Here is a 26384-nt window from a genome sequence, read left to right on the forward strand (position 1 = left end):
GTGGACTGGCGACGGGCTCGCGGTGCGAGTAGGCCTGATGCGCATGGCCGAGCAGACGAGCGACCCGACCCGACCGAGCACCCCCGACACGACCTACCTCACCTCGGTGCGGGTGGGCATCGACCGGGCCGCGGCCACCGCGGCCCCGCTGACGAGTGAGCACGCCGGGGCCTCCGAGGCCCTGCTCGACGCGACTGAGGCCGCGGTGGAGGCGCTCGGGGCGGACCTCCTCGCCCTGAGCCACGACCTGCACGCCCACCCCGAGGAGGGTTTCGCCGAGCACCGCTCGGTGCGGGCCGTCGCCGACCTCCTCGCCCGTCACGACGTCGAGGCCACGGTCGGGGTGCACGGGCTGGAGACGGCGTTGAAGGCCGTCGTCTCCAGCGGCGCAGGGCCGACCGTCGCCGTCCTCGCGGAGTACGACGCGCTGCCGGGGGTCGGGCACGGCTGCGGCCACAACGTCATCTGCGCCACCGCGGTGGGGGCCTTCCTCGGCCTGGTCCACGCCCTGCGCTCCGGGGAGGTCTCGGGGACGGCGGTGCTGCTCGGGACGCCCGCCGAGGAGGGCGGGGGCGGCAAGGAGGTCATGGCCCGCGACGGCGCGTTCGAGGGGGTCGACGCCGTCGTGATGCTGCACCCGTTCAGCTACGACGTCGCCGTGCAGCCCTTCCTCGGACGCCGCCAGGTCCGCGCGACCTACACGGGGGTTCCCGCGCACGCGTCGGCGCAACCCTTCATGGGACGCAACGCCCTCGACGCCGTCGTCGCCGGCTACAACGGCATCGCGATGCTGCGCCAGCACATCACCCCCAGCGACCGCGTCCACGGGATCGTCGTCGACGGCGGGCAGCGCCCGAACGTCGTCCCGGCCCGCGCCGTGTCGGAGTACTACGTGCGCTCGGCGGAACCCGCGACGCTCACGGACCTGTGCGGGCGGGTCGACACGATCCTGCGGGCCGCGGCCGCGATGACCGGGTGCGGGGTGGAGCTGGAGTGGGACCGCCAGCCCGCGTACCTGCCGATCCGCGCGAACCTGGAGATGGCCGCGCGGTGGACCACGCACCAGCAGCGACGCGGACGCACCGCCCTGCCCCCGGGGGTCGTCCCGGAGACCCTGTCGGGCTCCACCGACCTCGGGAACGTCAGCGTGCGGGTCCCCTCGATCCACCCGATGCTCGCCGTCTCCGGCCCGGAGCTCTCGCTGCACACGGCGGAGTTCGCCGCCGCGGCCGGGTCCCCCTCCGGGGACGCGGGCGTGCTCGACGGAGCCGTCGGGTTGGCCCTCACCGCGCTGGACGTCCTCGCGGACCCCGAACTCCTGGCGGCCGTGACGGCCGAGTTCGACGCCGCCGGCGGTGTCCTGGACGTCGAGGAGTTCCTGGCGTGAGCTCCTCGGTCGAGACCGCACCCACGACGCGCACCGACCGGCTCCTCGGGGGCGTCGAACGGATCGGCAACAAGATCCCCGATCCCTTCGTCCTGTTCGTCGGGCTGTTCCTGGTTCTCTCGATCGTCTCGACGGTCATGGCGGCGCTCGGGACGACCGTCCGGATCCCCGGCTCCGAGGAGGTGCAGGACGTCCGCGGGCTGTTCACCGTCGAGGGGATCCGGTGGCTCACGACGAACCTCGTCGACAACTTCGTGTCCTTCCCCCCGCTGGGGACGGTCGTGGTGATCCTGCTCGCGGTGGGTCTCGCCCAGCGCAGCGGGTTGATGTCCGCGCTCATCAAGGTCGCGTTCGCCGGGGCCCCGACGTGGGCCCTGCCCTACGCCGTCGCCGCGGTCTGCATGGTCGGGCACGTGATGGCCGACTCGGTGATGATCGTCATCCCGCCGCTGGCGGCGATGGTGTTCAAGGCCGCCGGACGCCACCCCGTCGCCGGGTTGCTCGGCGCCTTCGCCGCGGCGGGGGCGGCGTACTCGACGTCGTTCGTCGTCACGAGCCTCGACGCGTTGTTCTCGGGGATCACCCAGTCGGTGACGGCGTCGCTGCCCGACGCGGGGACTCCGGTGACGCCGGTGTCGAACTGGTTCTACAACATCGCGTGCTCGGTGGTCCTCACGGTCGTCTGCGGGTTGCTCATCACCAAGGTGCTGGAACCCCGGCTGACCCGGCAGGGAGTTCCCACGACGCAGCAGGAGGGTTCCGAGGGCATCGGGACCGTCGAGGACGTCTCGGACCTGTCCGTCTCGCGCGACGACCGCCGAGGGTTGCGCCGGGCCGGGGTCGCCGCGATGCTCACCGTCGCGGTCCTCGTCGCGCTGACCGTCGTCCCGGGTTCGCCGATGCGCAACGAGAGCGGCGGCTACCTCCCGGAGTCCCCGCTGCTGGACTCCGTCGCTTCATCGTGTTCGCCCTGCTCGCCGTGCCGGCGCTGGCCTTCGGCCGGTCCACGGGAACCCTGCGCCACCTCGTCGACGTCCCGAAGGCCATGGGCGAGGCCGTGCGCGACATGGCCCCGTTCATCGTCCTGGCCTTCGTGCTGGGTCAGTTCGTCGCGTTGTTCACCTGGTCCCGGGTCGGGTCGTGGATGGCCGTCTCGGGTGCCGGTGGCCTCGACGCCCTGGACCTCGACGGTTTCGAGGCGATCATCGCGTTCATCGTCCTGGCCTCGCTGCTGAACCTGTTCATCACCTCGGGGTCCTCGATGTGGACGATCATGGGTGCGGTGTTCGTGCCGATGTTCGCCCTCCTCGGCTACGAACCCGCCTTCACCCAGGCCGCGTTCCGCGTCGGCGACTCCGCCACCCAGATCCTCACCCCCCTGAACCCCTACCTGGTGCTCGTGCTGGCGATGGTCCGCCGCTACGAACCCCAGGCCGGGCTGGGAACCCTCATCGCCCGGTTCCTGCCGTTCACGATCTGCTTCTGGATCGCGTGGGTGCTGATGCTCAGCCTGTGGTTCGTGCTGGACCTGCCGTTCGGGCCGGGGCAGTTCGCACGGATGTGAGGTCCGAGGTGGCACAGTGGGCCCGTGCCCTCGCGTCGCCACCTGCTCGGCCTCGGGCTGCTGGGCGGCGTCGGGCTGGGGCTGCGGGGGTCGGTGACCCCGGTCGTCGTCGGCACCGGCGACACCCTCGCGGCCCGGACGGCCCGTTCGCGGGCCGCGGGCATCCCCACCGGTATGACCGGGTACGAACACGTCGGCGTGCCGGTGGGGACACAGCTCACCCCCCGGAGGAGTTCGTTCACCAGCTCCGCCGACGGGGAGGTGCTCGAGTTCGTCGACCTGCGCGGCCTCGTGACCATCAACCACCGCGACGTGACGATCCGGTACTGCCGGATCACCAGCACCGGGGACCCGAAGATCCGGGTGAACTCCGCGCGTCACCGGGGAGCGTCCCTGCACCTGCACGACTGCGTGGTGCGGGGGGCCTCCGACACCGACCACGGCACGGCCATCGGCTACGGCAACTACACCGCGGAACGGGTCTGGGTCACCCGCTGCGAGGACGCCTTCCGGCTCGGGGCGAACGCGACCATCGACACCTGCCTCACCGACGGTCAGTCCATCGCGCGGCTGCCCAACGGCAGCCGGGTCCACACCGACGGGGTGCAGTCGACGGGCGCGGACAACGCCGACGGGGTCTGGTCCACCGTCCGGAACTCGTCCCTGCTCGCCGTCCGGGTCGACGGGTCCAAGGGGAACTCCGCCGTCATCCTCGGTTCCGAGGGTCCACGGGTGGACGGTGAGAACCTGGGCACCCCCACCCGCAACGTCCTCGTCGAGGGGAACTTCTTCTCCGACGGCTCCTACTCGGTCATGCAGAAGGCACCGGAGAACGCGCGGGGTCTCATGGAGAACATCGTGTTCCGCGACAACGTCTACGCCGGCAACGGGGAGTACGGCGAGATCGCGGTCCCCCGCTGGGCGGTCGGGAAGTACGTCACCTTCACCGATGAGGTGACGGCGGGCGGGTCGAGGGCCGGACTCTCGTACTGGGCGAAGTCGGCGACGGCCCCCGACTGGTTCGTGGACTGACTGGGGTCCGACTCGAGAGAACCGTCCGGAACCCTTGCGACACAACAGGTCACCTTGTTCGAACCTTGCGAACGAGGTAGACTCAGGACATGACAGCGGTACTCGCGGACGCAGCAGAAGAGGCCCCCACCGGGGTCGCCTTCGGCCTCCCCGGCAAGTACCGCCGCTTCGCCGACGCCGCCCACGCCCTCTTCTACCTCGGCGTCGCCGACGCCGTCACCATGGTCCACGACTCCCCCCACCCCGACCTCGACCAGCTCCAAGACCGCGGGGTCACCATCCTCCAGCGCTAGCGCGCTGGCTCCAGGAACCGGGTTCGACCGCTGGGAGGCCGCCGTCGACCTCGTCGCCGAGGAGTACTCCCGCGACGAAGGCATGGACTTCGACCGCGCCCGCGCCACCATCCACAACGCCTGGCGCAAAGGCCACGACCACCGCGCCCTCTGGCAAGCCGTCGCCGACGCCACCGTCACCCGCTACCAGGCGCGCACCATCGAAGACCACGCCGAACGCCTCAGCGCGCGCACCGCCACCCTCACCGAAGAGATCGACCTCGACGGACGCGTCACCTCCGTCCACGCCGAGGAGGACGAGAAGCTCCTCCAAGGAGAGGACTACACCGCGGCCCTGCAGGACTACCTCACCGACGCCGTCCACCACGCACAGGCAGGATTGACCGGGCGGAAACTGGGCATCAAGTGCTCCCAGAAAGTCCGAGCTCTCACCCCTGGCTACGAATCCGTCATCCTGGAGAAGAACGACGACCCCCGCGGACTGGGACACACCCCCTGCGAAGACGGCCTCCACAGCCACCTCGGGTTCATCACCCCCACCGCCTTCGCCCTGCGACTGGTCGCCCACACCAACGCCGCCGCCGACCAGGCCGCCGACGCCGCCAAGAAGGCCGGCCTCCTCGACACCCGCTCCCACGGGCAGCGAGTTCGCGACGTCATCGTCGACATGCTGACCGACGCCATGAACCGCGCCGTGCCCGCCGCCAGTGACGTGACTGAATTCGCCACGGAGGACTCCCCCGCCGTGACGGGGCGGACGCACCGCCCCGCGACGTCGGTCCAGGTCCACGTCCGCGTCGACGCCACCACCCTCCTCGGCCTCGACGACGACGAAGCCACCGTCGACGGCCTCGGATCGGTCCCCGCCCACGTCGCCCGCGAACTCGCCACCACCACCGGTGCGATGTGGCGCAAGGTCATCTGCTCACCCGGAACCCGAGACGTCATCGACATCGGCGCCAAGGCCTACGCCATCACCGACACCATGCGCCGCTTCATCACCGCCCGCGATGAGTACTGCCAGGCACCCGGCTGCCACGTCCCCGCCGTCAACTGCGACCTCGACCACACGATCCCCTGGCCGGAAGGTCACACCACCGCGAACAACCTCCGCGCCTACTGCCGGGGCCACCACCGCTTCAAGACCCAGTACGTCTTCGAAGCCACCAAGGCCCACCACGCCAGAATCGCCCAGCGGCTCGGGACACCGAAGGAACTCTGGCCCGGACTCCCCGACGAACCACCCTTCTGACCGCCGACGTGAAACACCCCCGCAGCCAGCAAGGCCGCGGGGGCGTTCGTGCTGCCTTGATCCTCAGAGGTAGTTGCCGGTCAGGGCCGCGGGCTGCCAGCGCCCTTCCCGCACGACCTGCTGGAGGACCTCGGTGGTGAGGTTCGCGCCGTGGCCGAGCACGCTGCGGCGCACCACCTCCCGCAGGTCGGCCCCGGTGACCCCGGGCGGCAGCTGACGGGCGAGGGCGGTGCAGTCCACGGCCGTCTCACCGAAGCGACCGAGGAGACGGCGCAGGATCGCCTCGCAGGCCTCCTGGTCCGGCGGGGCGAGGTGGATCACGGCGTCGAAGCGGGCGGAACGGGTCGCGGCGGCGTCGAGGGCGGCGGGGTCGTTGGTGCTGGCGATGGTGAGCACGTCGCGGTACTCCTCGGTGCCGTCGAGCACGGCGAGGAAGTCGGCCAGCGCGGTGCCGCGCGCCCCGGCCTTGCGGTCCCCCAGGTAGAGGTCGACGTCCTCGAGGACCACCACGCTCGGACCGAGGTCCGCCGTCTCGCGGTACACCTGACGCAGCACCGACGAGGCCGCGGAGGCGTCGACGATGATCACCGTGAAGTCACCCGCGAGTTCACGGGCGACGACCCGGCTGAGGGCGCTCTTGCCGACCCCGGGCGGACCGGCCAGCAGCACCCCGCGGTTCGTCCCCAGGCCGAGGTCGCGCAACAGCTCCGCACGGGTGGTGAGCGCCGCGACGTTCGCGTCGATCTCGGCCCACACCGCCGCGGGGAGCACGAGGTCGGCCCGGCCTCCCGGACCCAGCGCGGTGGGTTTGAGCTTCAGCGGGAGGTGCGCGTCGGCGTGCAGGATCCGGCCCCGGTAGAAGCCCTTGTCCCGACGGGCCGTCGCGAGCAGGGAGTCCACCAGACCCCGCGCGGCGGCGTGGTCGCCCGGGCGCGACAGCACCCGCAGCGACGCCGGCTGCGGCGCGTACTCGTGCTGGGCGAGCTGCACGACGACGTCGGCCGCGGCGGCGGTCCCGGCCGGGAAGAACGCCGCCGTCGAGGTGGGGACGGAGACGTGCTCGTCCAGGAGGTCGATGCGCTGCCAGGTGGGCGGTTCGTCGTCCTCGACCGGACCCAGCGCCGCACCGTGCACCTCGACCAGATCGGCCAGCGCCGCGCCCACCGAGATCGCGCGGGTGTTGGTCAGCTCCACGAGCTCCGACACCAGCGACGTGTGCGGCAGTTCGAGGTGGGCCTCCACGAAACCGTTCGCGGTGACCGTCGAGCGACTGCCGCCGGAGAGGACCTCGCCCACGAGGGCGACCGCCCGACGGACGTCGGCGGGTTCCGCCGACAGCCTGCGAGCGAGGGCGAGACCGAGGTCGTCGTCGTCAGGGAGCACCGCCCGACGCTACGTCCTGGCGGTCCGGAGCGCGACCTCGTCGTAGGGCTGGAACTCGACGTCGGCCCAGGTGCGCTCCCGCGGGTCCGGCGCGTGGTCGAGGGAGTCCTGGGAACCCCAGACCCGCACGGGGGTCCCCTCGGCGCCGATGGCCGGCCAGCCCGGGTCACCGTCGGCGGCGAACGACGTCCACGCCGCGACCATCCGCCGGGACAGCGCGGAACTCGCCGGGGTGGGGAACACCCCGCGCAGCCGGGGACCCAGCCGGGGGACCCGTCGGGCCAGCGGCAGCACCGGGACGGCGTGCAGGAAGGGTTCCATCGCCTGCGGGTTGCCGAACGCGAACGGCACGTCGAGACCGTGGGTCGCGCCGAACCGGCCACCGAGGGCCGGGGAACGCCAGGTGAACCGGGACAGGAACGTCCGGCCCCCGCGGGCGGTGTGCGCGCGGGCGAAGCGCCGCGAGGGTTCTGCGAACAGGCCGTCGCTCAGGAGCGCGTCCCCGACCGTGCCCGGGTCCGCCCCGGGCAGGAACCCCCGGTACTCCTCGACGGCCGCCGCGGGCAGGCCCACGGCCAGGGCGAACTCGACGACCTCGTCCCAGGTCTTCGCGACAGGCGCGAAACCACTGCGGGAGAACAGCTTCCACTCGTCGGCGACGCTCGAGACCATGAGGTCGACCGCCGGGTCGCCGCCGGCGCCGGGGCCCTCCATGAACGGCGCGGTGACCACCTCACCGTCGACGACCGGGTGGTACAGCAACGGGACGGAACCCCGCGGCCCGGCGTCCGGGTCGGCCGCGAGGTCCTGGGCGACCGCGTCGGAGGCGGCCAGCAGCCGGATCGGCGGCAGACCGGCGAACCCCTCGCGGTCGGCCGGGACGCGCGCGGCGCGGGCGACGTGGCGGGCGACCCGTTCGGCCTGCGCGACGGTGTAGGTCTCCCCCGTGATGCTCGCCGCGATGGCGCGCGTGAACAGCCCCCGGGCGACGGGGGCGCAGGTCAACGCCGCGACCGAGGACGCACCGGCGGACTGACCGGCGATCGTGACCCGTGAGGGATCACCACCGAACGGGGTGATGTTGTCCTGGATCCACCGCAGGGCGGCGATCTGGTCGAGGAGGCCGCGGTTGTGCGGGGCTCCGGGAACGGCCCCGAACCCCTCGAAGCCGAGGCGGTAGTTCATGGAGACGACGACGAAACCCCGCGCGACCCACGCGGCCGGGTGGTAGCCCGGGGCCGAGCCGGAACCCGAGACCCAGCCGCCGCCGTGGATCCAGACGAGGACCGGCAGACCGCGCGTGAACGCCTCGGGGACGTGCACGTCGAGGGTGAGGTGGTCCTCCCCGGACCGCGGCGTCCACCCGTAGCCGGAGCGGGGGTCCTGCGGGGCGACCGGGGCCTTCTCGTCGGCGGGTCGGACCCCGGACCACGGCTCCACCGGCGTGGGGGCGGCGAAGCGGCGGACGCCCACGGGTGGGGCTGCGTAGGGGATGCCCAGGAAGGAGACCACTCCGCGCCGGGCCGCCCGACCTCGGACGCCACCCGCCGTCGTGACGACGACCCTGGGCATCGCCCGCTCCTCCCGACGTCCGCCGCGCGTTCCTGAAGGACCCCTCGACGAGGCCGGGGGGACGTCCCGTCGAGGGATCCGTCAGGAGCGCGCGGCGTGCTCCCTCGTGACCCGAAGAACTTTACCGTGCGACGACCTCGGGATCGGCCAGCCTCGCCGCAGCGGCGCGCGCGTCGGCCGGGGTCACCGCGGCCAGCGCCGCCGCCGCCATCGCCCGGCACGTCGCGGAGGTCGTGCGCGACAACGCGAACCGGACGGCGGGCACGGCCGCGGGAGCCATCGAGAGACTGGTGACGCCCAGACCGACGAGGACCAGCGCGAGCAGCGGATCGCGGGCCGCTTCGCCGCAGACACCAACGGGCGCCTGCGCCGCGGCCCCGGCCGCACCGGTGAGACCCACCAGCTGCAGCACTGCCGGCTGCCACGGGTCGAGCAGGTCGGCGAGATCGCCCTCGAGGCGGTCGGCGGCCATCGTGTACTGGGTGAGGTCGTTGGTCCCGATGCTCACGAAGTCCAGCCCCGCGGCGAGCAGGTGCGGGGCCCGCAGCGCAGCGGCCGGGACCTCGACCATCGCGCCGACCTCACGCAGACCCGCCGCGCGGGCCCGGTCGGCGAAACCGCGGGCCTCCTCGGGCGTGGCGACCACGGGCGCCATGACCCAGGGCTGGGTGCCGCTGATCTCGGCGGCTGCGGCCAGGGCCCGCAGCTGGGTGTCGAGCAGATCCGGGTGCCGGCGGGCGGTGCGCAGCCCCCGGACGCCGAGGGCCGGGTTCTCCTCGGCCGCGACCGCGACGAAGGCCAGCGGTGTGTCCGCCCCCGCGTCGAGGGTGCGCACGACGACCTTGCGGTCGCCGAACGCCTTAAGCACGCGGACGTAGACCTCGGTCTGCTCCTCCAGCGTCGGCGCGGAGTTCCGGTCCAGGAAGAGCACCTCGGTGCGGAACAACCCGACCCCTTCGACGTCCAGCGCGGCAGCGCGTTCGGCGTCGGCGAGGGTCCCGACGTTGGCCAGCAACTGCACGCCGACCCCGTCGGCCGTCCGGCCGGGCCCCCCGGCGGACGCGGCGAGTTCGGCACGCACCGCACGACGGGTCTCGATCGCGGACCGGAGTCCGGTGCCGGGATCGAGGGTGACGGAACCGGAGCGGGCGTCGACCGCCACGGCGCACCCGTCGGCGATCCGCAGCGCCCCCTCGACCCGGACGACGCAGGGGATGTCGAACTGGGCCGCGACGATCGCGGTGTGGCTGGTGGGGCCGCCGAGCTCGGTGACGATCCCGACGACCTGGGACAGGTCCAGCGCCGCGGTGTCGGCCGGGGCGAGGTCGCGGGCGATCACCACCGAGGGACCGGAGAGTTCCGGCACACCCGGCTCGGGCAGGCCCAGGACCCGGGCGACGACCCGATCGCGGACGTCGCGCAGGTCGGTGACCCGCTCGGCGAGGTGGGGGCCGCCGGCCGCGAGGATCTCGCAGAACGTCTCCACGGCCTCGTCGACGGCCGTCGCCGGACCGGTGCCGAGAGCCAGTCGGCGCTCGACCTCGGCCGGCAGACCGGGGTCCGCCGCCATCAGCGCGGTCGCCTGCAGGACGTCGGCGACGGTCCCGCCGGCCCGCTCCGCGCGGGCGCGCAGGGAGTTCGCGACGGCGTCGAACGCGGCGCGGACGTCCGCCCCGGCCGTCACCGGGTCCGCGGCCGCCGGTTCGTCGGCGGGCGGGCGGGCGGGGAGGGCGAGCACGACGGCCGTCCCCACCGCGGCCGACGAGCCGACGCCGACCCCGGACGACTCACGCATCGTGGTCGGTCTCCACGAGGCCCGCGAGGGTCTCCAAGGCCGCCTCCGCGCCGTCCCCCTGCGCCGTCAGGACGACCTCGTCGCCGTGCCGGGCACCCAACCCCATCACCCTGAGGATGCTGCGGGCGTCGACCGGGTCACCGGATCCGAGGGCGATGGTCACCGGCAGTCCGGTTACCGCTGCGGCCCGGACGACGAGTGACGCCGGGCGGGCGTGCAGGCCGACGCGGGAGGCGACGACAGCGGTGCGGGTGGCGGTGGACACAGGGGTCACCGCGACGCCCTTCATCGTCCGTGCACCTCGTTCAGGACGGCCGCGGCGACGGCTTCGGCGTCAGGGGCCCTGAGGAGGGACTCGCGGAAGGAGACGTGCACGAGCTTGCGGGCCAGGGCGGTCAGGATCGTGAAGTGGTCGGCCTCGCCGGTCGTCGGCACGGCGACGAGGAACACCAGGTCGGCGGGGCCGTCGGGTGCGCCCCAGTCGACACCGTTCCCATCCAGGATCCGCCCGATGGCCAGGCTGGGCACGGTGACGGCCTCGGAACGCGCGTGCGGCAGGCCGATGCCACCGGGGATCCCCGTCGCCATCTGCTCCTCGCGCGCGGCGACGTCGGCGAGGAACTGCTCGAGGTCGGTGAGGCGGCCGGCGGCGGCGAGGGTCTGCGCGAGCTGACGGGTCGCGTCGACGCGATCGGTCGCCCGGAGGTCGAGGAGGACGAGTTCCGGGGCGGTGAGGTCGGTCATCGCTGCAGGTCCTTCACGAGGCTCTCGGAGTCGGCCAGGACACGGACACCGGAGACGGCCGGGGACGGCACTGCCCGGGAGCACCTCGCGCGCTGCGTCGAGGAGGGCCTGGTGCCGCTGCGCGTCACGCGTCGATGCGACCACGGTCCAACCGTTCGGCGCCGGCGATGATGAAGTCCTTGCGGGGGGCGACGTCGTTGCCCATCAGCAGTTCGAAGACCTTGTCCGCCACGGCGCCGTCGTTGACCGTGACCCGGCGCAGGGTGCGGTGCTGGCGTTCCATCGTCGTCTCGGCGAGCTGGTCCTCGTCCATCTCCCCCAGGCCCTTGTAGCGCTGGGGTTCGCCGTAGTGGCGGTTGCGCCGGTTCAGGTCCGCGGTCACCTTGCGCAGCTCGGCGTCGGAGTAGGTGTAGATGATCTCCTTGCCCTTCTTGCCCGGCGTCGTCACCGCCAACCGGTGCAGGGGCGGCACCGCGGCGAAGACGCGGCCGGCCTCGATGAGCGGGCGCATGTAGCGGAAGAACAACGTCAGCAGCAGCGTGCGGATGTGCGCGCCGTCGACGTCGGCGTCCGTCATCAGGACGATCTTCCCGTAGCGCACGGCACTGAGGTCGAAGCTGCGCCCGGAGCCGCCGCCCACGACCTGGATGATCGAGGCGCACTCGGCGTTCTTCAGCATGTCCGTGACGGACGCCTTCTGGACGTTGAGGATCTTGCCGCGCAACGGCAGCAGGGCCTGGTACTCGGAGTTCCGGGCCCCCATGGCGGTGCCCAGCGCGGAGTCACCCTCCACCAGGAACAGTTCGGTGTTGGACACGTCGTCGGAGCGGCAGTCCTTGAGCTTGGCCGGCAGCGAGGAACTCTCCAGCGCGTTCTTGCGACGCTGGGTCTCCTTGTGCAGCCGCGCCGAGATGCGCGACTTCATCTCAGTGACGACCTTGTCGAGCACCGCGGTGGCCTGCGCCTTGTCGTCGCGCGTGGGCGAGGCGAAGACGGCGCCGAGTTCGTTCTCGATGACCTTGCGGACGATGGCCCGCACGGCGGCCGTCCCGAGGACCTCCTTGGTCTGACCCTCGAACTGCGGTTCGGCCAGGCGCACGGTGACGACGGCCGTCAGCCCGGCGAGGATGTCGTCCTTCTCGAGCTTCTCGTCCTTGCCGACCTTGAGCCGGCGGGCCTGGGCGTCGACCTGCTTCTTCACCGCCGCGAACAGGCCCTGTTCGAACCCGGCGAGGTGCGAACCGCCCTTGGGCGTCGAGATGATGTTGACGAAGGTGCGGATCGTGGGGTCGTACCCGGTGCCCCAGCGCAGCGCCACGTCGACGACGCAGTCGCGGGTGACCTCCTGGGGGCTCATGTGACCGGAGTCGTCGAGCACCGGCACCGTCTCGGTGAAGGTGTCCTCGCCCTGCAGGCGCCACACCGCGGTGACGGGGGCGTCGGGGGTCAGGTAGTCGGCGTACTCGCTGATCCCGCCGTCGTGCTGGAAGACCTCCTCGGTCGGCTCCCCCGAGCGCTCGTCGCGGACGACGATGCGCAGACCGGGGACGAGGAAGGACGTCTGGCGGGCCCGGGCGGCGAGGTCCTCGTAGGAGAACGCGGCCTCCCTGAGGAAGATCTGGCGGTCCGCCCAGTAGCGCACGCGGGTCCCGGTCACCCCGCGCTTGGCGCGTCCGGTGATCGCCAGTCCCTGTTCGGGGGTGAAGTCGGCGTCGGGGCCCTCGCCGGCGTAGCGACCGGGGGTGCCGCGCCGGAAGCTCGTCGCGTAGGTCTTGCCGCCGCGGTCGACCTCGACGTCGAGGCGGGAGGAGAGGGCGTTGACGACGCTGGCGCCGACCCCGTGCAGGCCCCCGGAGGCGGAGTAGGACCCGCCGCCGAACTTGCCGCCGGCGTGCAGGTGGGTGAAGACGACCTCGACCCCCGACAGCCCGGTGCGCTTCTCGGCGTCGACGGGGATGCCGCGGCCGTCGTCGTGGACCTCGACGGAACCGTCCTGGTGCAGGATCACGTCGATCAGCGAGCAGTGGCCACCCAGGGCCTCGTCGACGGAGTTGTCGATGATCTCCCACAGGCAGTGCATGAGGCCGCGGGAGTCGGTGGAACCGATGTACATGCCCGGACGCTTGCGGACCGCCTCGAGTCCTTCGAGGACGAGGAGGTTGGCCGCGGTGTACTTGTCGTCCGGTGCGGGGCTGGGCGGAGTCACCCAAGGAGGGTACGGGTGTTCGAGCAGGTGACCGTGGCGCTACACGCCGCTCCCGGCCACCCGTTCGCCGGACCGGTGTGACGCACAACACCTCCGCTACGAGCGAACGGAATGCTCCAACGGCGTGGGAACGCGAGCGGCCTGCCGAAGGTTGGGGAAGAGTGTCCGGTGGGAGCAGCAGCTGCCCGCCAGCGTGCACGACCCGGAAGGAGTCGCGGAGTGACCACCGCTACCAGCACCACCCTCAGCAACGACCACATGACTGCCTCGGACCGGTGCGACCGGTGCGGTGCCCAGGCCTACGTGCGAGTCGTGCTCAACGCCGGTGGTGAGCTCCTCTTCTGCGCTCACCACGGCCGCGAGCACCGCGACGCGCTGCGTCAGGCCGGCGCCGACATCCACGACGAGTCGCAGAAGCTGGCGGCGACGACGTCGGCGTCCGCGGCTCCCGACGAGCGCTGACCCTGCTCCACGAGCTCCGACGAGCCCGGCATCACCGTGGGTGATGCCGGGCTCGTCGTCGTTGCGCTGACCATCGCGGTCGGCCTCGTGGGGATCGTGGTGCCCGTCCTGCCGGGCACCGTCCTCATCGCCCTCGGGCTGCTCGTCTGGGCCGTGACCACCGGTGGGCCGGCCTGGCTGTTCTTCGCCGGCGCCGCCGTCCTGCTCGCCGCGGGTCAGGTCGCGATGTACCTGCTGCCGGGCCGCCGGATGACCCGGGCAGGGGTCCGCAGGACCACCCTGCTGCTCGGAGCCGTCCTCGGCATCGTCGGGTTCTTCGTGATCCCGGTCGTGGGGCTGCCGATCGGGTTCGTCCTCGGCGTGTTCCTCTCCGAGCTCGCCCGGGCGGAGTCCGCCGGGGGCCGGGCCAGGACCGCGTGGGCGGCGACCGTGGTCGCCCTCAAGGGCGTGGGGCTCAGCGTCGCCCTCGAGGCGTCCGCCGGGCTGGCGGCGACCGTCCTCTGGGTCGTGGGCGCGCTCACCCTGCGCTGAGCCCGCCACGGGCGACAGGAACGACGAACGGGCCCGGCAGGGAAACCCTGCCGGGCCGTTCGTCGTGGAGCCGGTCTCCTCAGTCGAGGTAGTCGCGCAGGACCTGCGAGCGCGACGGGTGACGCAGCTTCGACATCGTCTTGGACTCGATCTGACGGATGCGCTCACGCGTCACGCCGTAGACCTTGCCGATCTCGTCGAGCGTCTTCGGCTGACCGTCGGTCAGACCGAAGCGCATCGAGACCACACCGGCCTCACGCTCGGACAGGGTGTCCAGCACCGAGTGGAGCTGTTCCTGCAGCAGCGTGAAGCTCACCGCGTCGGCCGGGACGACCGCTTCGGAGTCCTCGATGAGGTCACCGAACTCGGAGTCGCCGTCCTCGCCGAGCGGGGTGTGCAGCGAGATGGGCTCACGCCCGTACTTCTGGACCTCGACGACCTTCTCCGGGGTCATGTCGAGCTCCTTGGCGAGCTCTTCCGGAGTGGGCTCGCGACCGAGGTCCTGCAGCATCTGCCGCTGGACGCGGGCGAGCTTGTTGATGACCTCGACCATGTGCACCGGGATGCGGATGGTGCGGGCCTGGTCGGCCATCGCGCGGGTGATGGCCTGACGGATCCACCACGTCGCGTACGTCGAGAACTTGTAGCCCTTGGTGTAGTCGAACTTCTCGACCGCACGGATCAGACCGAGGTTGCCCTCCTGGATGAGGTCCAGGAAGAGCATGCCGCGACCGGTGTAGCGCTTGGCCAACGAGACGACCAGGCGGAGGTTGGCCTCGAGGAGGTGGTTCTTGGCCCGACGGCCGTCCTCGCTGATCCACCACAGCTCACGCTTGAAGATGGAGTCGATGTCGTCCCCGGAGTGCAGCTTCTCCTCGGCGAAGAGACCGGCCTCGATGCGCTTGGCGAGCTCGACCTCCTGCTCGGCGTTGAGGAGGGCGACCTTGCCGATCTGCTTGAGGTAGTCCTTGACCGGGTCGGCGGTGGCGCCGGCGGTGGACACCTGCTGGGCAGGGGCGTCGTCGTCGTCGTCGTCGCGCAGGACGAAGCCACCGGCGGTCTTCTTGGCGCCGGTCTCCTCGGTGGTGTCCTCGGTCGCGGCGTCGTCCTCGTTGGCGAGGTCTTCTTCCTTGACCTCGTCGACCTCTTCGGTGGGCTCGTCACCCTTGCCGCCGGCCTTGGCCGCGGTCTTCGCCGCGGCCTTGGTCGCCGTCTTCGTCGCGGCCTTGGTCGCCGTCTTCTTGGCGGCGGGCTTCACGGCCGCTGGGGCGTCGCCCTCCGCCGGCGCGACGGCGCGCTTGGCGGCCGGACGCGCGGTCTTGGTGGCCGTGGCCGTGGACGTCGTGCGGCGCGCCGAGGCGGCAGCGACCGCGCGCTTGGGCGCGGCCTCCGGAACCTTGACCGTCACACCGGCGTCGTCGAGGGCACGGAGGACGGCCTTCATGCGCTGCACGGGCAGCTGCGCGTCCTCGCACGCGACACGCACGGAGTGCGCATCCACGTAGCCGTGGGTGGTTCCGTGCTGCAGGAGCTCCTGGAAGGGAGCGGAAGCGAACTCTGGCGGGAGCGGCCGGGAGGTCGGTACCGACGACACGGACTGCCTTTCGTCGTGGGCGGAACGAGGCTGCGCGGGCAGCAGCCGACAACGTCAACACCGCGGGCGGAGTGCTTATGCCCACTGAGGACGACAAACCACGATTGTGGCACGAACCCGGTGGATCGCGCGCACGACACCGCCCGAACGGCGTGCGTGGCGTGGGCGCGACCCCTCCGGCGGGCTCAGTCCTCCGGCTTGACCGCGAGCACCGGACACGGCGCGTCGAGCAGGATCCGCTGGGCGCTGGCGCCGAGGATCAGCTTGCCGACGGGGGTCCGGCGACGGAGGCCGATGACGATGAGCGAGGCGCCCGTCTCCTCGGCCGCCGTGATGAGGTCGTCCGCGGGGTCCTCGGAGTCGGGGACGTCCCGCATCTCGTGGGCGAGCCCGGCGGCCACGAGCTTCTCCTGCACCGACGCGTGGACCCCGGCGAGCTGTTCGGCGTCCGCGGCGTCGACCTCACGCCCCGGTCGCCGGCTGTGCACGACCACCAGCGGGACCGCGTAGCGCAGCGCCGCCTCACCGGCTCGTTCCAGGGCTGCTCGGCCCTCCGGGTTGGCCACGTACCCGACGACGATCCCCATGCCGCACCTTCCAGACGCCGTTGATGGACGGCGTGACCGTACTACGCGCTCAGTCCCCGCACGGCGGGTGACCCACGAGCAGGAGCTGCAGGACCAGCCGGGCCAGCCGTTGCCCCGGGTCCCGGCGCAACGCCTCCTCGGCCGCGGCACCGGCCCGCACCCCGTCCCCGCTGTTCCAAGACGACCACGCGGCCACCGCCCACGCCCCGGCCGCCGCCGTTCCGCTCGCGTGCCGGGCGACGTCGACGGCGAGCGCCGCGGCCAGGGCGCTGCGCCGGCCGCCGGACTCCTCGCGCAGGGCCGGCACGAGGAGGACCGCGTCACGGGTCGCGAGGTCGTCGAACCCCGCCAGCAGACGCCCGCAGAACTCCGGGGCGGGCAGTGCCGTGCTCGTGCCCGCGGCGCGCCGGTCGAGCTCGGCGTCCCACTCCTCCACCAGGGCACGGCGCCGGTCCGGGGTCCAGGGTCGCGTCGCGCCGCGTCGGGCGGCGGAGGCCACGGAGCGGCGTCCGGCCTCGACGGGGGTCGTGGGGGGCAGCGCGGCCGCACGGTCGGGGGCGACGCCCAGCCCGAGGCCGACGGCCTCGGCGACGACCCGGTCGACGTCCGCCGTGGACAGCGGGGTGCCCTCGCGGGGGCAGCAGGCGAGGTCGCAGGTCAGCGAGCGGAAGCGGTGGTCGGTGAGGACGACCACGTCGAGGACGTCACGGCCCCGGGCGCCGAGCAGGCGGGACACCGCGGCCAGGGTGGCGCCCGCGCGGGGGCCCGGGGTGAGGACGCCGGTGCGGGTGGCCTCGGGGTCGTAGCCGAGGACGAGGACCCGGGCCTCGGGTTCCGCCCGGTCGAGGAGGGCGCGCACGGCGCCGGCGGCGACGGCCGAGACGTCCGTGTCGTCGTCCGTGGGCGGCAGGTCCACCCGCCGGACGACCCCGAGCCGTTCGCGGGTGCTGCCGGGTCGGGGGGCCCTCACCTCCAGCAGCACCAGGCTGTCGGCGGGGCGGAACCCGAGGTGGAAGGGGACCAGGGCCAACAGCTGCGCGGGGCCGTCGGCGACCACGGTCCCGGGCTGCTGCGAGGGGGCGGAGGAGGACACGACCGAAGCCTCGACCGGGGGCGACCGCGACTCCCCCACCCGTCCACAGGTCCGGGTAGGGGTCAGTCCCCGCCGGGGCTGTGCACAGCCGGACGTCCGCCGTGGGCGCGCCACGCGGCGTAGTCCTCCGTCGCCACGAGCACCGACCCGGCGACCCAGGCGGCGACGACACCGTCGTCGAGCAGGCCCACGAGCGGCAACCAGGCCTCGGGCAACGCGTCGACCGGCGAGACGACGTAGACCAGCCCGAGCGCGGCCCAGGCCAGCCGGGAGCGTCCGGCTCCGGTGTAGCGGCCGCGCACGCTGTCGGCGACCATCGCGGGCAGCTGGGCGAGCCTGGTCCCGACACCGGGGGTGCCGGGACGGGTCCCGGAACGCAGGGTGCGCCACAGGACCGGCAGGGCGGCGGTGCGGACGGCCACGACTCAGTCGCCCTTGTGCGGCGGCAGGCCGTGCTCGGCGGCCTTGGCGATGCGCCGGAACATCACGGCGTCGACCCCGGCACCGACGGCGCCACCGACGACGGGCAGCGCGCGGGCGGGTACCCGCAGCAGCGTCTTGGTCCCGAAGCGCGCGATCAACCGGAAGCCCACGCCCTTGTTGACGAGCATCAGGACGGGTCGCGGGACGCGGGAGGTGACGAGCCCGGCGATGCGTCCACCGGTGGGCAGCCCGGCGGCCTTGAGCACGTCGGTCGCGTCGGCACCGACGAGGGTCAGCAGGACGGCGGAACGGACCTGGGGCAGCGACGTGTCGTAACCGCGCAGTTCGGCGAGGGCGGCCACGGCCCGGACGGCGAGGACGTGGAAGCCGAAGACGTTGGCGGGCAGGGCCACCGGCATGGTCACGAGTCCGCCGAGACCGGTCACGAACCCGTTGCCGGCGATGAGACGGGTGTGCTGGCGCAGGACGGCGTGCACGGCCGACTCGGTGCTCGGGTGCCGCTCGAGCGCCGACCGCGCGACCTCCGCAGCGCTGTCGAAGGGGCCGAGGCCGTCGATGCCGACGGCGAGGAGGCGCTGGACGAGGTCGGCGGCACGTCCTTCGAGACCTCCCGGCGGCGGAGTGGCGGAGGTCTTCTGCACGTCGTGGCTCACGTCACGACGCTAGCCGCAAGAACGCCGCTCAGCGCGCGGGGTCCTGCTCGCTGAGGAACGCGGACACCTCGGCGACGCCGTCCTCGACGTAGCGACGACGGGCCCAGGCGCGGGGCAGGCGCTGGTCGGCAGCGACCGGGGGCCGGTCCAGCTGCGGGAGGCGGGAGAGGTCGGCCCGGCGGCGCAGGGCGCGGCGGTCACGGAGGAAGGGGACGACGAACACGGCGAGGAGGCACATCTCCAGGAAGGTCGACATGCTGAGTACCTCGGCAGGACCGCGGGAGAACTTCAACTGGTTGGATCGCGGGGTGTCCGCCCCCCGTCCCGCCCGTCGCACCCGAGGTCCCCGACCCGAGGAGGGCGAGGCCCTGATCACCACGGGCACAGCGCGTCTGGAGCAGGACCGCGACGATCCCGACGGCTGGACGGTGCACGTCAACGGGGTCCCCAGCTCCTACGTCGACCTGGCCGACCCGACCCGGCTGGTCTTCGAGTACCACCAGTGGACGGCCGCCGTCATCGACGCCGTCCACGACGAGGGTCCGCTGCGGATGGTCCACCTCGGGGGGGCCGGCTGCGCCTTCCCGCGCTACGTCGCCGCGACGCGACCGGGGTCCCGTCAGCTGGTCCTGGAAGTCGACCAGCGGTTGGTGGACCTGGTGCGCGCCAGCTTCGGGGCCAGCGGAGCCGCCGGGTTCAAGCTCAAGGTGGCCGACGCCCGCGAGGGGCTGCGCGCCGTCCCGGACGGCACCCAGGACGTGGTGGTGCGCGACGCCTTCGCCGGCGACCGGGTGCCCGGCCACCTGGTCACCGCGGAGTTCCTGCGCGACGTGGACCGCGTGCTCGCCCCGGGCGGGGTGTGGATCGCGAACCTCGCCGACCGCCCACCGATGCCGCACTCGCGCGCCGAGCTCGCGACGACGGGATCGGTCTTCGCGCACGTCGCGCTGATGGCCGAGCCCGGGGTGTTCCGGGGCCGCCGCTACGGCAACGCGCTGCTCGTCGCCTCGCAGTCCCCGTTGCCCGAGCGGGCCCTGGTCCGGGCGTTGTCGGGTGGCGTCGCCCCGGCCCGCCTCGTCGCGGGCGAGGACGCCCGGCACTTCTGCGCGGGGGCGGGCGTTGTGACCGACGACGCGATCTCGCCGAGCTCCCCGGAGGAACCCGACGCATGAGCACGACCCTGGCCCCGCCCGCCGACTCGCAGACCGGGGGTCTCACCGGGTTCGTCCTCGAGACCGTCGACACCCTGGGGGCCCCCGGCGTGGGGTTGATGAGCTTCCTGGAGGTGGTGTTCCCGCCGATCCCCAGCGAGGTCGTCCTGCCGCTGGCCGGCTACCAGGTCCAGCAGGGCCGCATCGGGCTGGTCGCCGTGGTGCTGTTCTCCGTCGGGGGCGCGTTCCTGGGGTCGCTCGTCCTCTACTGGCTGGGGAAGGTGGTCGGGCTGCAGCGCGCCGCCCGGATCGCCGACCGGATCCCGCTGATGGACGCCTCCGACGTCACCAAGTCCGCGGAGTGGTTCCACCGCCACGAGGGGGCGGCCGTCTTCACCGGTCGCTTCGTCCCCGGGGTGCGCAGCCTCATCTCGCTGCCGGCGGGGGCAGCGGGGATGGGGCTGCTGAAGTTCTCGCTGCTGACGGTGCTGGGCAGCGGGTTGTGGAACGGGCTGCTGATCGGCCTGGGCATGGCACTGGGGACGCAGTACGAACTCGTCGAGAGCTACGGCCACTACCTCGACTACGCCTTCTACGCCGCCATCGCGGCGGTCCTGGTGTGGGCCGTCGCCCGACGGGTGCGCAGCCGCCGGCGGGAACGCGTGGGCTGAGGGAAACCGGCGCTGTGCGTTCCTTGTGCCACAAGATCACGTGTGGGAGCGTCCAGCGCAGCGGCGGAGCAGGGTGCCCGCGCTGCGTCAAGGGGGGTCGCCGGTGTCCCGGTTCTCGAAGGTCAGGAGGGCAGCCGTCCTGGCTGCGGCGAGCACCACGGTGCTCGTGGGAACGCTGGCGGTGGCACCCACCGCAGGGGCCGCCGGGCCCGGCTGGAACGTGACCGCGGTCGGCGGGAGCTCCTGGGAGGTGTCCCTGCGGCTGCCCGGACCGGTCCCGGTCCGGGCCGCCCAACCGGAACTGGCCGTGGACGGGGTCGTCCTCGGCGTCGCCCGCCAGGACCCCGACGGGCACACCCTGACGGTGCGGACGGCCGATGCCCGGGTCGCCCGGGCGGGTCGGGTCCAGCTGGCCTGGAACGGGATCGTCGCCGGCGAGGAGGCCCGCGCCCTGCGGCACGCGGCCGTGCCGGCGGCCGAGGCGGAGACCCTGAGCGGGGAACTGCTGGGCGTCGACCCCGCCACGCGCGGGACGTTCGGCGTGCGCCGGGCGGACTACGACCTGGGTGACACAGCGGTGCGCCTGCCCGGTCTGGGCGGACAGGCCGTGGAGGAACGGGCGGCGGTGTACCTGCCGGCCGGGGCACCGGGCCCGCGACCGGTGGTCGTCTTCCTCCACGGTCGTCACCAGGCCTGCTTCGGCGGCACCGACGAGGACGACTTCGGCGGCTGGCCGTGCGCGGGGTCCTCCCGCCCGGTCCCCAGCCACCTCGGCTACGGCGAGGCCGCGCAGGCGCTCGCCTCCCAGGGGTACGCGGTGGTCTCGATCTCCGCCGACGGGATCAACCAGCTGGACTGGCGTGCGGAGGACGGTGGCGCGCAGGCCCGCGGGGAGCTCGTGATGGCCCACCTGGACCTGCTGCGTACCTGGGGCCCGCTCGAGGGACGCCTGGACCTGACGAACGTCGGCCTGATGGGTCACTCCCGGGGCGGTGAGGGTGTCGTGCGCGCGGCCCTGCTGAACGCCGAACGTCCGGCGCCGTACGGGATCAAGGCGGTGATGCCGCTGGCCCCGGTGGACTTCGCCCGCCAGACCCTGCCGGGCACCGCGATGGCCGTCGTGCTCCCCTACTGCGACGGTGACGTCTCGGACCAGCAGGGTCAGCACTTCTACGACGACAGCCGCTACGCCGCGGGTGACGACGTGCTGCGCTCCTCGCTGCTCGTCATGGGCGCGAACCACAACTTCTTCAACTCCGAGTGGACCCCGGGCCTCTCGCAGGCCCCGTCGAACGACGACTGGTACCTCGCCGACGACCCCGTCTGCGGTGAGAGCGCACCCTCACGCCTCTCCCCCGCCGAGCAGCGCGCGGTGGGTGCCGCCTACGTCTCGGGCTTCTTCCGCCTCACCCTCGGCCGCGAGCAGCAGTTCCTGCCCCTCTTCGACGGCACGGGTGGACGCGCGGGGTCGGCCGGGCGGGCCGTCGTGCACACCCAGGCCCAGCAACCCGCCTCGGTGCGGACCGACCTCGCGCCGTTGGAGTCGGCGTCGCGAGGCGTCTCGCTGCCCGCGGGCACCGCGTACTGCGCGAGCGTCGGTGTCGCCGCGGCGGGGCAGCTCCCCCGGTGCGCCTCCGACCTGCGCCCGGTGAGTTCCTTCCCGCACTGGACCCCGGCCTGGCTCGCGCCGGACGTCCCCGCGACGCCGCTGCTGCGCGCACGCTGGAAGGCGGGTTCCAGCCCGCGACCGGTGACGGTCCAGGTGCCTCGGGGAACGTCACCGCAGGTCGCCCAGGCCCTGACCTTCCGCGCGGCGACACCGCAGCCCGTGGCCACCGACCTCACCGTCACCGCCACCGACCGGGCCGGTCGCAGCGCCGACGTCCGCGTGTCGCGGTTCAGCTCCGCACTGCGCCCGCTGCCGGCGCTGGCCGACCCGTGGGGCGAGGGGGCGGCGGTGGCCAAGACGTGGCTGCGCACGGTCCGACTGCCCCTGGACGCCTTCCCCGGCGTCGACGTGGGCGACCTCGCGACCGTGACGTTCACCCCGACGGGCAGGTCGACCGACGTGTACCTCTCCGACGTCGCCCTGGACCGCCCGGCGAGCGGGACGGGAACGGTGCCCGCGCTCCCCGCCGTCAGCATCGGCGACGCCGAGGTCTACGAGGACGACGGCACCCAGCAGGTGCGGATGCCGCTGGTGCTGTCGCGACGCTCCGCCGTCCCGGTGACCGTGGAGGTCGACACCGCAGCGGCCGCCCTCGACGGCCGCATCACCCCGACCTGGACCCACGTGACGATCCCCGCCGGTCGCCTCACGGGGTCCGTCGTGGTGCCGGTGGTCGGGGACGACGTGGTCAACGACGCCCAGGCCCGCCTCACGGTCACGCTGTCGGTGCCCCGGCACGCGGTCGTGGGCGACGGGTTCGGGACGCTGAGCGTCTACGACGACGACCTCTACGACTGATCCGCACGACCGGTTCGAACGACGAACGCCCCCTCCGGTCCGGAGGGGGCGTTCTGCGTGCGCGGTGGGTCAGCCCTGCGACTCGGACCCGTCGCCGGACCAGTCCACGTGGAAGGCCCCGTCACGGTCGGTGCGCTTGTAGGTGTGGGCACCGAAGAGGTCGCGCAGACCCTGGATGAGGGCCGCGGAGGACCGCTCGCGACGCAGGCCGTCGTAGTAGGCCAGCGAGGAGGAGAACCCCGGCGCGGGGATGCCGGAGTTCACGGAGTGCACGACGACGCGGCGCCAGGCCTCCTGACCCTCCGACACGGCCTGCGCGAAGTAGGGGTCCAGCAGCAGCGACGGGAGTTCCGGCGCGCCTGCGTAGGCGTCCTTGATGCGGTCCAGGAACTTGGCGCGGATGATGCAGCCGCCACGCCAGATCGTCGCCATCGCCCCCGGGTCGACGTTCCAGCCGAACTCCTGGGAACCGGCGCGGATCATGTCGAAACCCTGCGCGTAGGCGACGACCTTCGACGCGTACAGCGCGGCACGGACGTCGTCGATGAACTGCTCGGCGTCCCCGTCGGCGACGAACGGACCCTGCGACGCCGGGCCGGGCAGCACCGGCTGGGCGGCCTTGCGCTGCTCGGCGTGACCGGACAGCGCTCGGGCGAAGACGGCTTCGGCGATGCCGGAGACGGGGGTGCCGAGGTCGAGGGCGGTCTGCACCGTCCAGCGGCCGGTGCCCTTCTGCTCGGCCTCGTCGAGGATGACGTCGACGAGCGGGGTGCCCTGGTTCGTGGGGTCGTCCTTGTCGAGGACCCGGGCGGTGATCTCGATGAGGAAGCTCTCCAGGTCGCCCTCGTTCCAGGACGTGAACACCTGCGCGAGCTGCTTGGGCGTGCGACCCAGGCCGTGACGCAACAGGTCGTAGGCCTCGGCGATGAGCTGCATGTCGGCGTACTCGATGCCGTTGTGCACCATCTTCACGAAGTGCCCGGCCCCGTCGGCGCCGACGTGGGTGGAGCACGGGGTCCCGTCGACGGAGACGGCGATGTCGGCGAAGATCGGGCCGAGCTTGGCGTAGGCGTGCTCGGAACCGCCGGGCATGATCGAGGGCCCGAGCAGCGCACCCTCCTCACCCCCGGAGACGCCGACCCCGGCGAAGTGGATGCCCTGCTCACGCAGCGCGGCCTCACGGCGGCGGGTGTCGGCGAAGTGGGCGTTGCCCGCGTCGACGAGGATGTCGCCCTCGGAGAGCAGCGGGGCGAGCTCGTCGATGACGGCGTCGGTCGGGCCGCCGGCCTTCACCATGATGATGATCGTGCGCGGCGACTCCAGGGAGTCCACGAACTCCTGGGCGGAGTAGCCGGGGACGAAGGTGCCCTCGTCGCCGAACTCCTCGACCAGGGCCTTCGTCTTGGCGTCGCTGCGGTTGTGCACGGCGGTCACGTAACCGTGCCGGGCGATGTTGCGAGCCAGGTTGCGGCCCATCGTCGCGAGACCGGTCACGCCGATCTGCGCCTTCTGCTTCTCTGCGGTCACCCTCGGAATCATGCCCTGCCCGACCCCTCGTGGGGAACGGCCCCCTTGCGCAGGGCGTCCCGCATGCGGGGCACCACGACCCCGTTGCGGGCCATCAGCGCCCGGGTCTGGCGCCGGCTGACGAGGATCCCGACGACCCCGACCGACCACAGCGGGAACTGGACGGCGAAGGCCACCTTGAACGCGCCGAGCGAGTACGTCGCCGGGGTCCCGGCGCCCTGGAGGTCGAGCAGGAGGCCGATCGCGGCGATGAAGACGATGGTCGCGGTGAAGCCCATCACGTTGGTCATGCCCGTCGCCCCGCCGAGGCGGTGCACGGGGTTGGAGGTGCGCGCGTAGTCGAAGCCGATCATCGACCCCGGTACCCCCGTCGCCACGACGACGACCATGACGGCGAGCACCCACAGCGGGGCCGGTCCCGGCCACAGCAGCACGACGCTCCAGACGACGAACTGGCCGCCGACGATCGCCAGCACGATCCAGGACCGCCGGAACGGGTGCCGGGCGACGAGGGTGCCCATCAGCGGCCCCGTCCCGGCCGCGCTCACGGTGTAGAGCGTCAGCAGGGCGCCCGCCGCGCCGGTGCCGAGCCCCTGGCCGGAGACGAGGAAGGGGTAACCCCAGAGGGCGGCGAAGGCGTTGCCGGAGAACGGGGTCGCCCAGTGCGACCAGAGCCCGAGCCGGGTCCCGGGGTGGCGCAGCGCGGCCCGGAGGTCACCCAGCACCTCGCGCAGGGGTCTCGCCGCACGGGGGTTCACCGTCCCCGGCGGGACGTCGCGCAGGACGAGCACGCAGAGGACCGCGGTGAGGACGGTGAACGCGGCGATCCCCCCGTAGGCGGCGGTCCAGCCCGGGCCGTGCAGCAGCGCGACGAGCGGGACGAAGCTGAACACCTGGCCCAGCTGACCGAACAACCCGACCAGCTGGGTCATCACGGGGACCCGCTGCGGCGGGAACCAGTTCGTCACCACGCGGAGCACGCTGACGAACGTCGCGGCGTCGCCGGCCCCGACGAGGACGCGGGCCAGCACGGCCTGCCAGGTCTGGGTGCTCAGCGCCAGGAGGAGCTGTCCCCCGCCCATCGCGATCCCGCCGGCGATCACGAGCCGGCGCGGACCCCAGCGGTCGATGAGGACACCGATCGGGACCTGCAGGACGGCGTAGACGAGGAACTGCAGCACGGCGAAGCTGGACAGCGTCCCGGCGCCGATCCCGTAGCGCGCCTGCGCCTCCAGGCCGGCGGCGGCCAGCGAGGTGCGGTTCCCGACGGTGACGACGTAGGCCAGCGCGCCGACCGCGAAGACGAGCCAGGCGCCCCGGACGGTGGGTTCCCGCCGGGTCACCGGCGCACCGCCCGGAGCCGATCGCCGGCCCGGCGGACGTGGTCGCGCACCAGGTGCAGCCACGCGTCGACGTCGTCGCCGAGCAGGCTCGCGCGCAGCGCCTCGTGGTCGGCCAGGGCCGTCGCGACGCGGTCCCCCGAGCCGTGGAGGTTCGCGACCCCCATCCGCATCTGCCGGTCCCGCAGGGAGTCGTAGAGGGCGGAGAGCACCTCGTTGCCGGCGCTGCGGACGACGGTGGCGTGGAAGGCGCGGTCGGCGGCGGTGAAGGCCCAGGGGTCCCCGACGGCGGCACGCATGTCCTGCAGGTGCGGGACGAGGTCGGCGGCGAGGTCGGCGCGCCGTGCCCAGGCTCGGGCGGCGGTGTGGACCTCGACGAGTTCGCGCGCCTCGAGGACGTCCTCGACCTCGGCCGGGGACACCGGTACGACCAGGGCGCCGCGCTTGGGGATGAGGTGCACGAGGCCCTCGGCCTGCAGTTGCAGGAGCCCTTCGCGGACGGGGGTGCGGGAGACGCCGACGAGGTCGGCGATCTCGCCCTCGGTGAGCAGCTGCCCGCCGGCCAGGGACCGGTCGAGGATCCCGTGCTTGACCTGCGCGTAGACCCGCGAGCTCGCTGTATCCATGATGTATCTA

General features: G+C 72.9%; 25 protein-coding genes and 1 pseudogene. 11 read left to right on the forward strand and 15 right to left on the reverse strand.

The genetic code is table 11. The annotated features are described in order from the left end of the window. The first annotated feature begins 43 nt into the window (after nucleotides 1–43). The 6 genes and pseudogenes from OG218_RS04070 (at nucleotide 44) to OG218_RS04095 (ending at nucleotide 5528) form a co-directional block, all read left to right on the forward strand. Nucleotides 44–1387 (forward strand): M20 family metallopeptidase, encoded by a 1344-nt coding sequence (locus OG218_RS04070; protein ID WP_328291921.1) that lies wholly within the window; start codon nucleotides 44–46, stop codon nucleotides 1385–1387. After that, a pseudogene (locus OG218_RS04075) lies at nucleotides 1384–2283 on the forward strand (AbgT family transporter); the annotation flags it as partial. The gene OG218_RS04070 and the pseudogene OG218_RS04075, both read left to right, overlap by 4 nt. A gap of 83 nt (nucleotides 2284–2366) precedes the next feature. Continuing rightward, complete coding sequence (locus tag OG218_RS04080; protein ID WP_328291922.1) at nucleotides 2367–2951, forward strand: AbgT family transporter; 585 nt, start codon at nucleotides 2367–2369, stop codon at nucleotides 2949–2951. Nucleotides 2952–2975: 24 nt separating this feature from the next. Then, complete coding sequence (locus OG218_RS04085) at nucleotides 2976–3983, forward strand: hypothetical protein (RefSeq protein ID WP_328291923.1); 1008 nt, start codon at nucleotides 2976–2978, stop codon at nucleotides 3981–3983. An 89-nt stretch (nucleotides 3984–4072) separates the two neighbouring features. After that, the gene (locus OG218_RS04090; RefSeq protein WP_328291924.1) at nucleotides 4073–4276 is read left to right on the forward strand and encodes a hypothetical protein; all 204 of its coding nucleotides are present in this window, start codon (nucleotides 4073–4075) and stop codon (nucleotides 4274–4276) included. Nucleotides 4277–4358: 82 nt separating this feature from the next. Then, nucleotides 4359–5528 (forward strand): HNH endonuclease signature motif containing protein, encoded by a 1170-nt coding sequence (locus OG218_RS04095; RefSeq protein WP_328291925.1) that lies wholly within the window; start codon nucleotides 4359–4361, stop codon nucleotides 5526–5528. Nucleotides 5529–5591: 63 nt separating this feature from the next. Here the strand turns inward: OG218_RS04095 and OG218_RS04100 are convergent, their stop codons facing one another. From OG218_RS04100 to OG218_RS04125, 6 genes are all read right to left on the reverse strand, one after another. Beyond that, nucleotides 5592–6911 carry an ATP-binding protein gene (locus tag OG218_RS04100; protein ID WP_328291926.1) on the reverse strand — a complete coding sequence of 440 codons (1320 nt, stop codon included), beginning with the start codon at nucleotides 6909–6911 and terminating at the stop codon, nucleotides 5592–5594. Between the two features lie 9 nt (nucleotides 6912–6920). Next, nucleotides 6921–8483, reverse strand: coding sequence for a carboxylesterase/lipase family protein (locus tag OG218_RS04105; RefSeq protein WP_328291927.1), 1563 nt, complete (start codon nucleotides 8481–8483; stop codon nucleotides 6921–6923). Between the two features lie 121 nt (nucleotides 8484–8604). Beyond that, nucleotides 8605–10278 (reverse strand): phosphoenolpyruvate--protein phosphotransferase, encoded by a 1674-nt coding sequence (locus tag OG218_RS04110; RefSeq protein WP_328291928.1) that lies wholly within the window; start codon nucleotides 10276–10278, stop codon nucleotides 8605–8607. After that, entirely contained in the window at nucleotides 10271–10543 is a 273-nt protein-coding gene (locus OG218_RS04115; RefSeq protein WP_442906456.1) for an HPr family phosphocarrier protein, read from the reverse strand. The genes OG218_RS04110 and OG218_RS04115 overlap by 8 nt, the downstream gene beginning before the upstream one ends. 20 nt (nucleotides 10544–10563) lie before the next feature. After that, the gene (locus tag OG218_RS04120) at nucleotides 10564–11022 is read right to left on the reverse strand and encodes a PTS sugar transporter subunit IIA (protein ID WP_328291930.1); all 459 of its coding nucleotides are present in this window, start codon (nucleotides 11020–11022) and stop codon (nucleotides 10564–10566) included. Nucleotides 11023–11146: 124 nt separating this feature from the next. Then, nucleotides 11147–13228, reverse strand: a complete 2082-nt coding sequence (locus OG218_RS04125; RefSeq protein ID WP_328291931.1) for a DNA gyrase/topoisomerase IV subunit B — start codon at nucleotides 13226–13228, stop codon at nucleotides 11147–11149. Nucleotides 13229–13486: 258 nt separating this feature from the next. Between OG218_RS04125 and OG218_RS04130 the strand changes: the two genes are divergently transcribed. Next, the gene (locus OG218_RS04130; RefSeq protein WP_380162484.1) at nucleotides 13487–13690 is read left to right on the forward strand and encodes a DUF7455 domain-containing protein; all 204 of its coding nucleotides are present in this window, start codon (nucleotides 13487–13489) and stop codon (nucleotides 13688–13690) included. A 36-nt stretch (nucleotides 13691–13726) separates the two neighbouring features. Next, the gene (locus OG218_RS04135; RefSeq protein WP_328291933.1) at nucleotides 13727–14221 is read left to right on the forward strand and encodes a DUF456 domain-containing protein; all 495 of its coding nucleotides are present in this window, start codon (nucleotides 13727–13729) and stop codon (nucleotides 14219–14221) included. Nucleotides 14222–14300: 79 nt separating this feature from the next. Here the strand turns inward: OG218_RS04135 and OG218_RS04140 are convergent, their stop codons facing one another. From OG218_RS04140 to OG218_RS04165, 6 genes are all read right to left on the reverse strand, one after another. Then, nucleotides 14301–15749, reverse strand: a complete 1449-nt coding sequence (locus OG218_RS04140) for an RNA polymerase sigma factor (protein ID WP_442906457.1) — start codon at nucleotides 15747–15749, stop codon at nucleotides 14301–14303. A 251-nt stretch (nucleotides 15750–16000) separates the two neighbouring features. Continuing rightward, complete coding sequence (locus OG218_RS04145) at nucleotides 16001–16402, reverse strand: universal stress protein (protein ID WP_328291935.1); 402 nt, start codon at nucleotides 16400–16402, stop codon at nucleotides 16001–16003. Nucleotides 16403–16451: 49 nt separating this feature from the next. Further along, nucleotides 16452–17495, reverse strand: coding sequence for a DUF4192 family protein (locus OG218_RS04150; RefSeq protein WP_328291936.1), 1044 nt, complete (start codon nucleotides 17493–17495; stop codon nucleotides 16452–16454). A gap of 62 nt (nucleotides 17496–17557) precedes the next feature. Beyond that, on the reverse strand, nucleotides 17558–17917 hold the full coding sequence (locus OG218_RS04155) for a YkvA family protein (RefSeq protein WP_328291937.1): 360 nt from the start codon (nucleotides 17915–17917) through the stop codon (nucleotides 17558–17560). 3 nt (nucleotides 17918–17920) lie between these two features. Further along, on the reverse strand, nucleotides 17921–18592 hold the full coding sequence (locus tag OG218_RS04160) for an EcsC family protein (RefSeq protein WP_328291938.1): 672 nt from the start codon (nucleotides 18590–18592) through the stop codon (nucleotides 17921–17923). Nucleotides 18593–18620: 28 nt separating this feature from the next. Further along, a complete protein-coding gene (locus OG218_RS04165) occupies nucleotides 18621–18848 on the reverse strand; it encodes a hypothetical protein (protein WP_328291939.1) in 228 nt (75 codons plus the stop codon). On the opposite strand from OG218_RS04165, the gene OG218_RS04170 reads away from it, so the two are divergent. From OG218_RS04170 to OG218_RS04180, 3 genes are all read left to right on the forward strand, one after another. Further along, nucleotides 18847–19764 (forward strand): spermidine synthase, encoded by a 918-nt coding sequence (locus OG218_RS04170; RefSeq protein WP_328291940.1) that lies wholly within the window; start codon nucleotides 18847–18849, stop codon nucleotides 19762–19764. The two genes, OG218_RS04165 and OG218_RS04170, sit on opposite strands and share 2 nt — an antisense overlap. Beyond that, complete coding sequence (locus OG218_RS04175; RefSeq protein WP_328291941.1) at nucleotides 19761–20414, forward strand: DedA family protein; 654 nt, start codon at nucleotides 19761–19763, stop codon at nucleotides 20412–20414. Before OG218_RS04170 ends, OG218_RS04175 begins: the two co-directional genes overlap by 4 nt. A gap of 103 nt (nucleotides 20415–20517) precedes the next feature. Further along, the gene (locus OG218_RS04180) at nucleotides 20518–22881 is read left to right on the forward strand and encodes a poly(ethylene terephthalate) hydrolase family protein (protein WP_328291942.1); all 2364 of its coding nucleotides are present in this window, start codon (nucleotides 20518–20520) and stop codon (nucleotides 22879–22881) included. A 69-nt stretch (nucleotides 22882–22950) separates the two neighbouring features. On the opposite strand, the gene gndA is transcribed toward OG218_RS04180, so the two are convergent. From gndA to OG218_RS04195, 3 genes are read right to left on the reverse strand one after another with little or no spacing between them, the layout of a single operon-like run. Further along, entirely contained in the window at nucleotides 22951–24357 is a 1407-nt protein-coding gene (gene gndA, locus OG218_RS04185) for an NADP-dependent phosphogluconate dehydrogenase (protein ID WP_442906458.1), read from the reverse strand. Nucleotides 24358–24416: 59 nt separating this feature from the next. After that, the gene (locus OG218_RS04190; protein WP_328291944.1) at nucleotides 24417–25751 is read right to left on the reverse strand and encodes an MFS transporter; all 1335 of its coding nucleotides are present in this window, start codon (nucleotides 25749–25751) and stop codon (nucleotides 24417–24419) included. Then, nucleotides 25748–26374, reverse strand: a complete 627-nt coding sequence (locus OG218_RS04195; protein ID WP_328291945.1) for a GntR family transcriptional regulator — start codon at nucleotides 26372–26374, stop codon at nucleotides 25748–25750. The genes OG218_RS04190 and OG218_RS04195 overlap by 4 nt, the downstream gene beginning before the upstream one ends. Nucleotides 26375–26384 lie beyond the last annotated feature (10 nt).

This window comes from Kineococcus sp. NBC_00420 (genome assembly GCF_036021035.1).
GTDB lineage: Bacteria > Actinomycetota > Actinomycetes > Actinomycetales > Kineococcaceae > Kineococcus.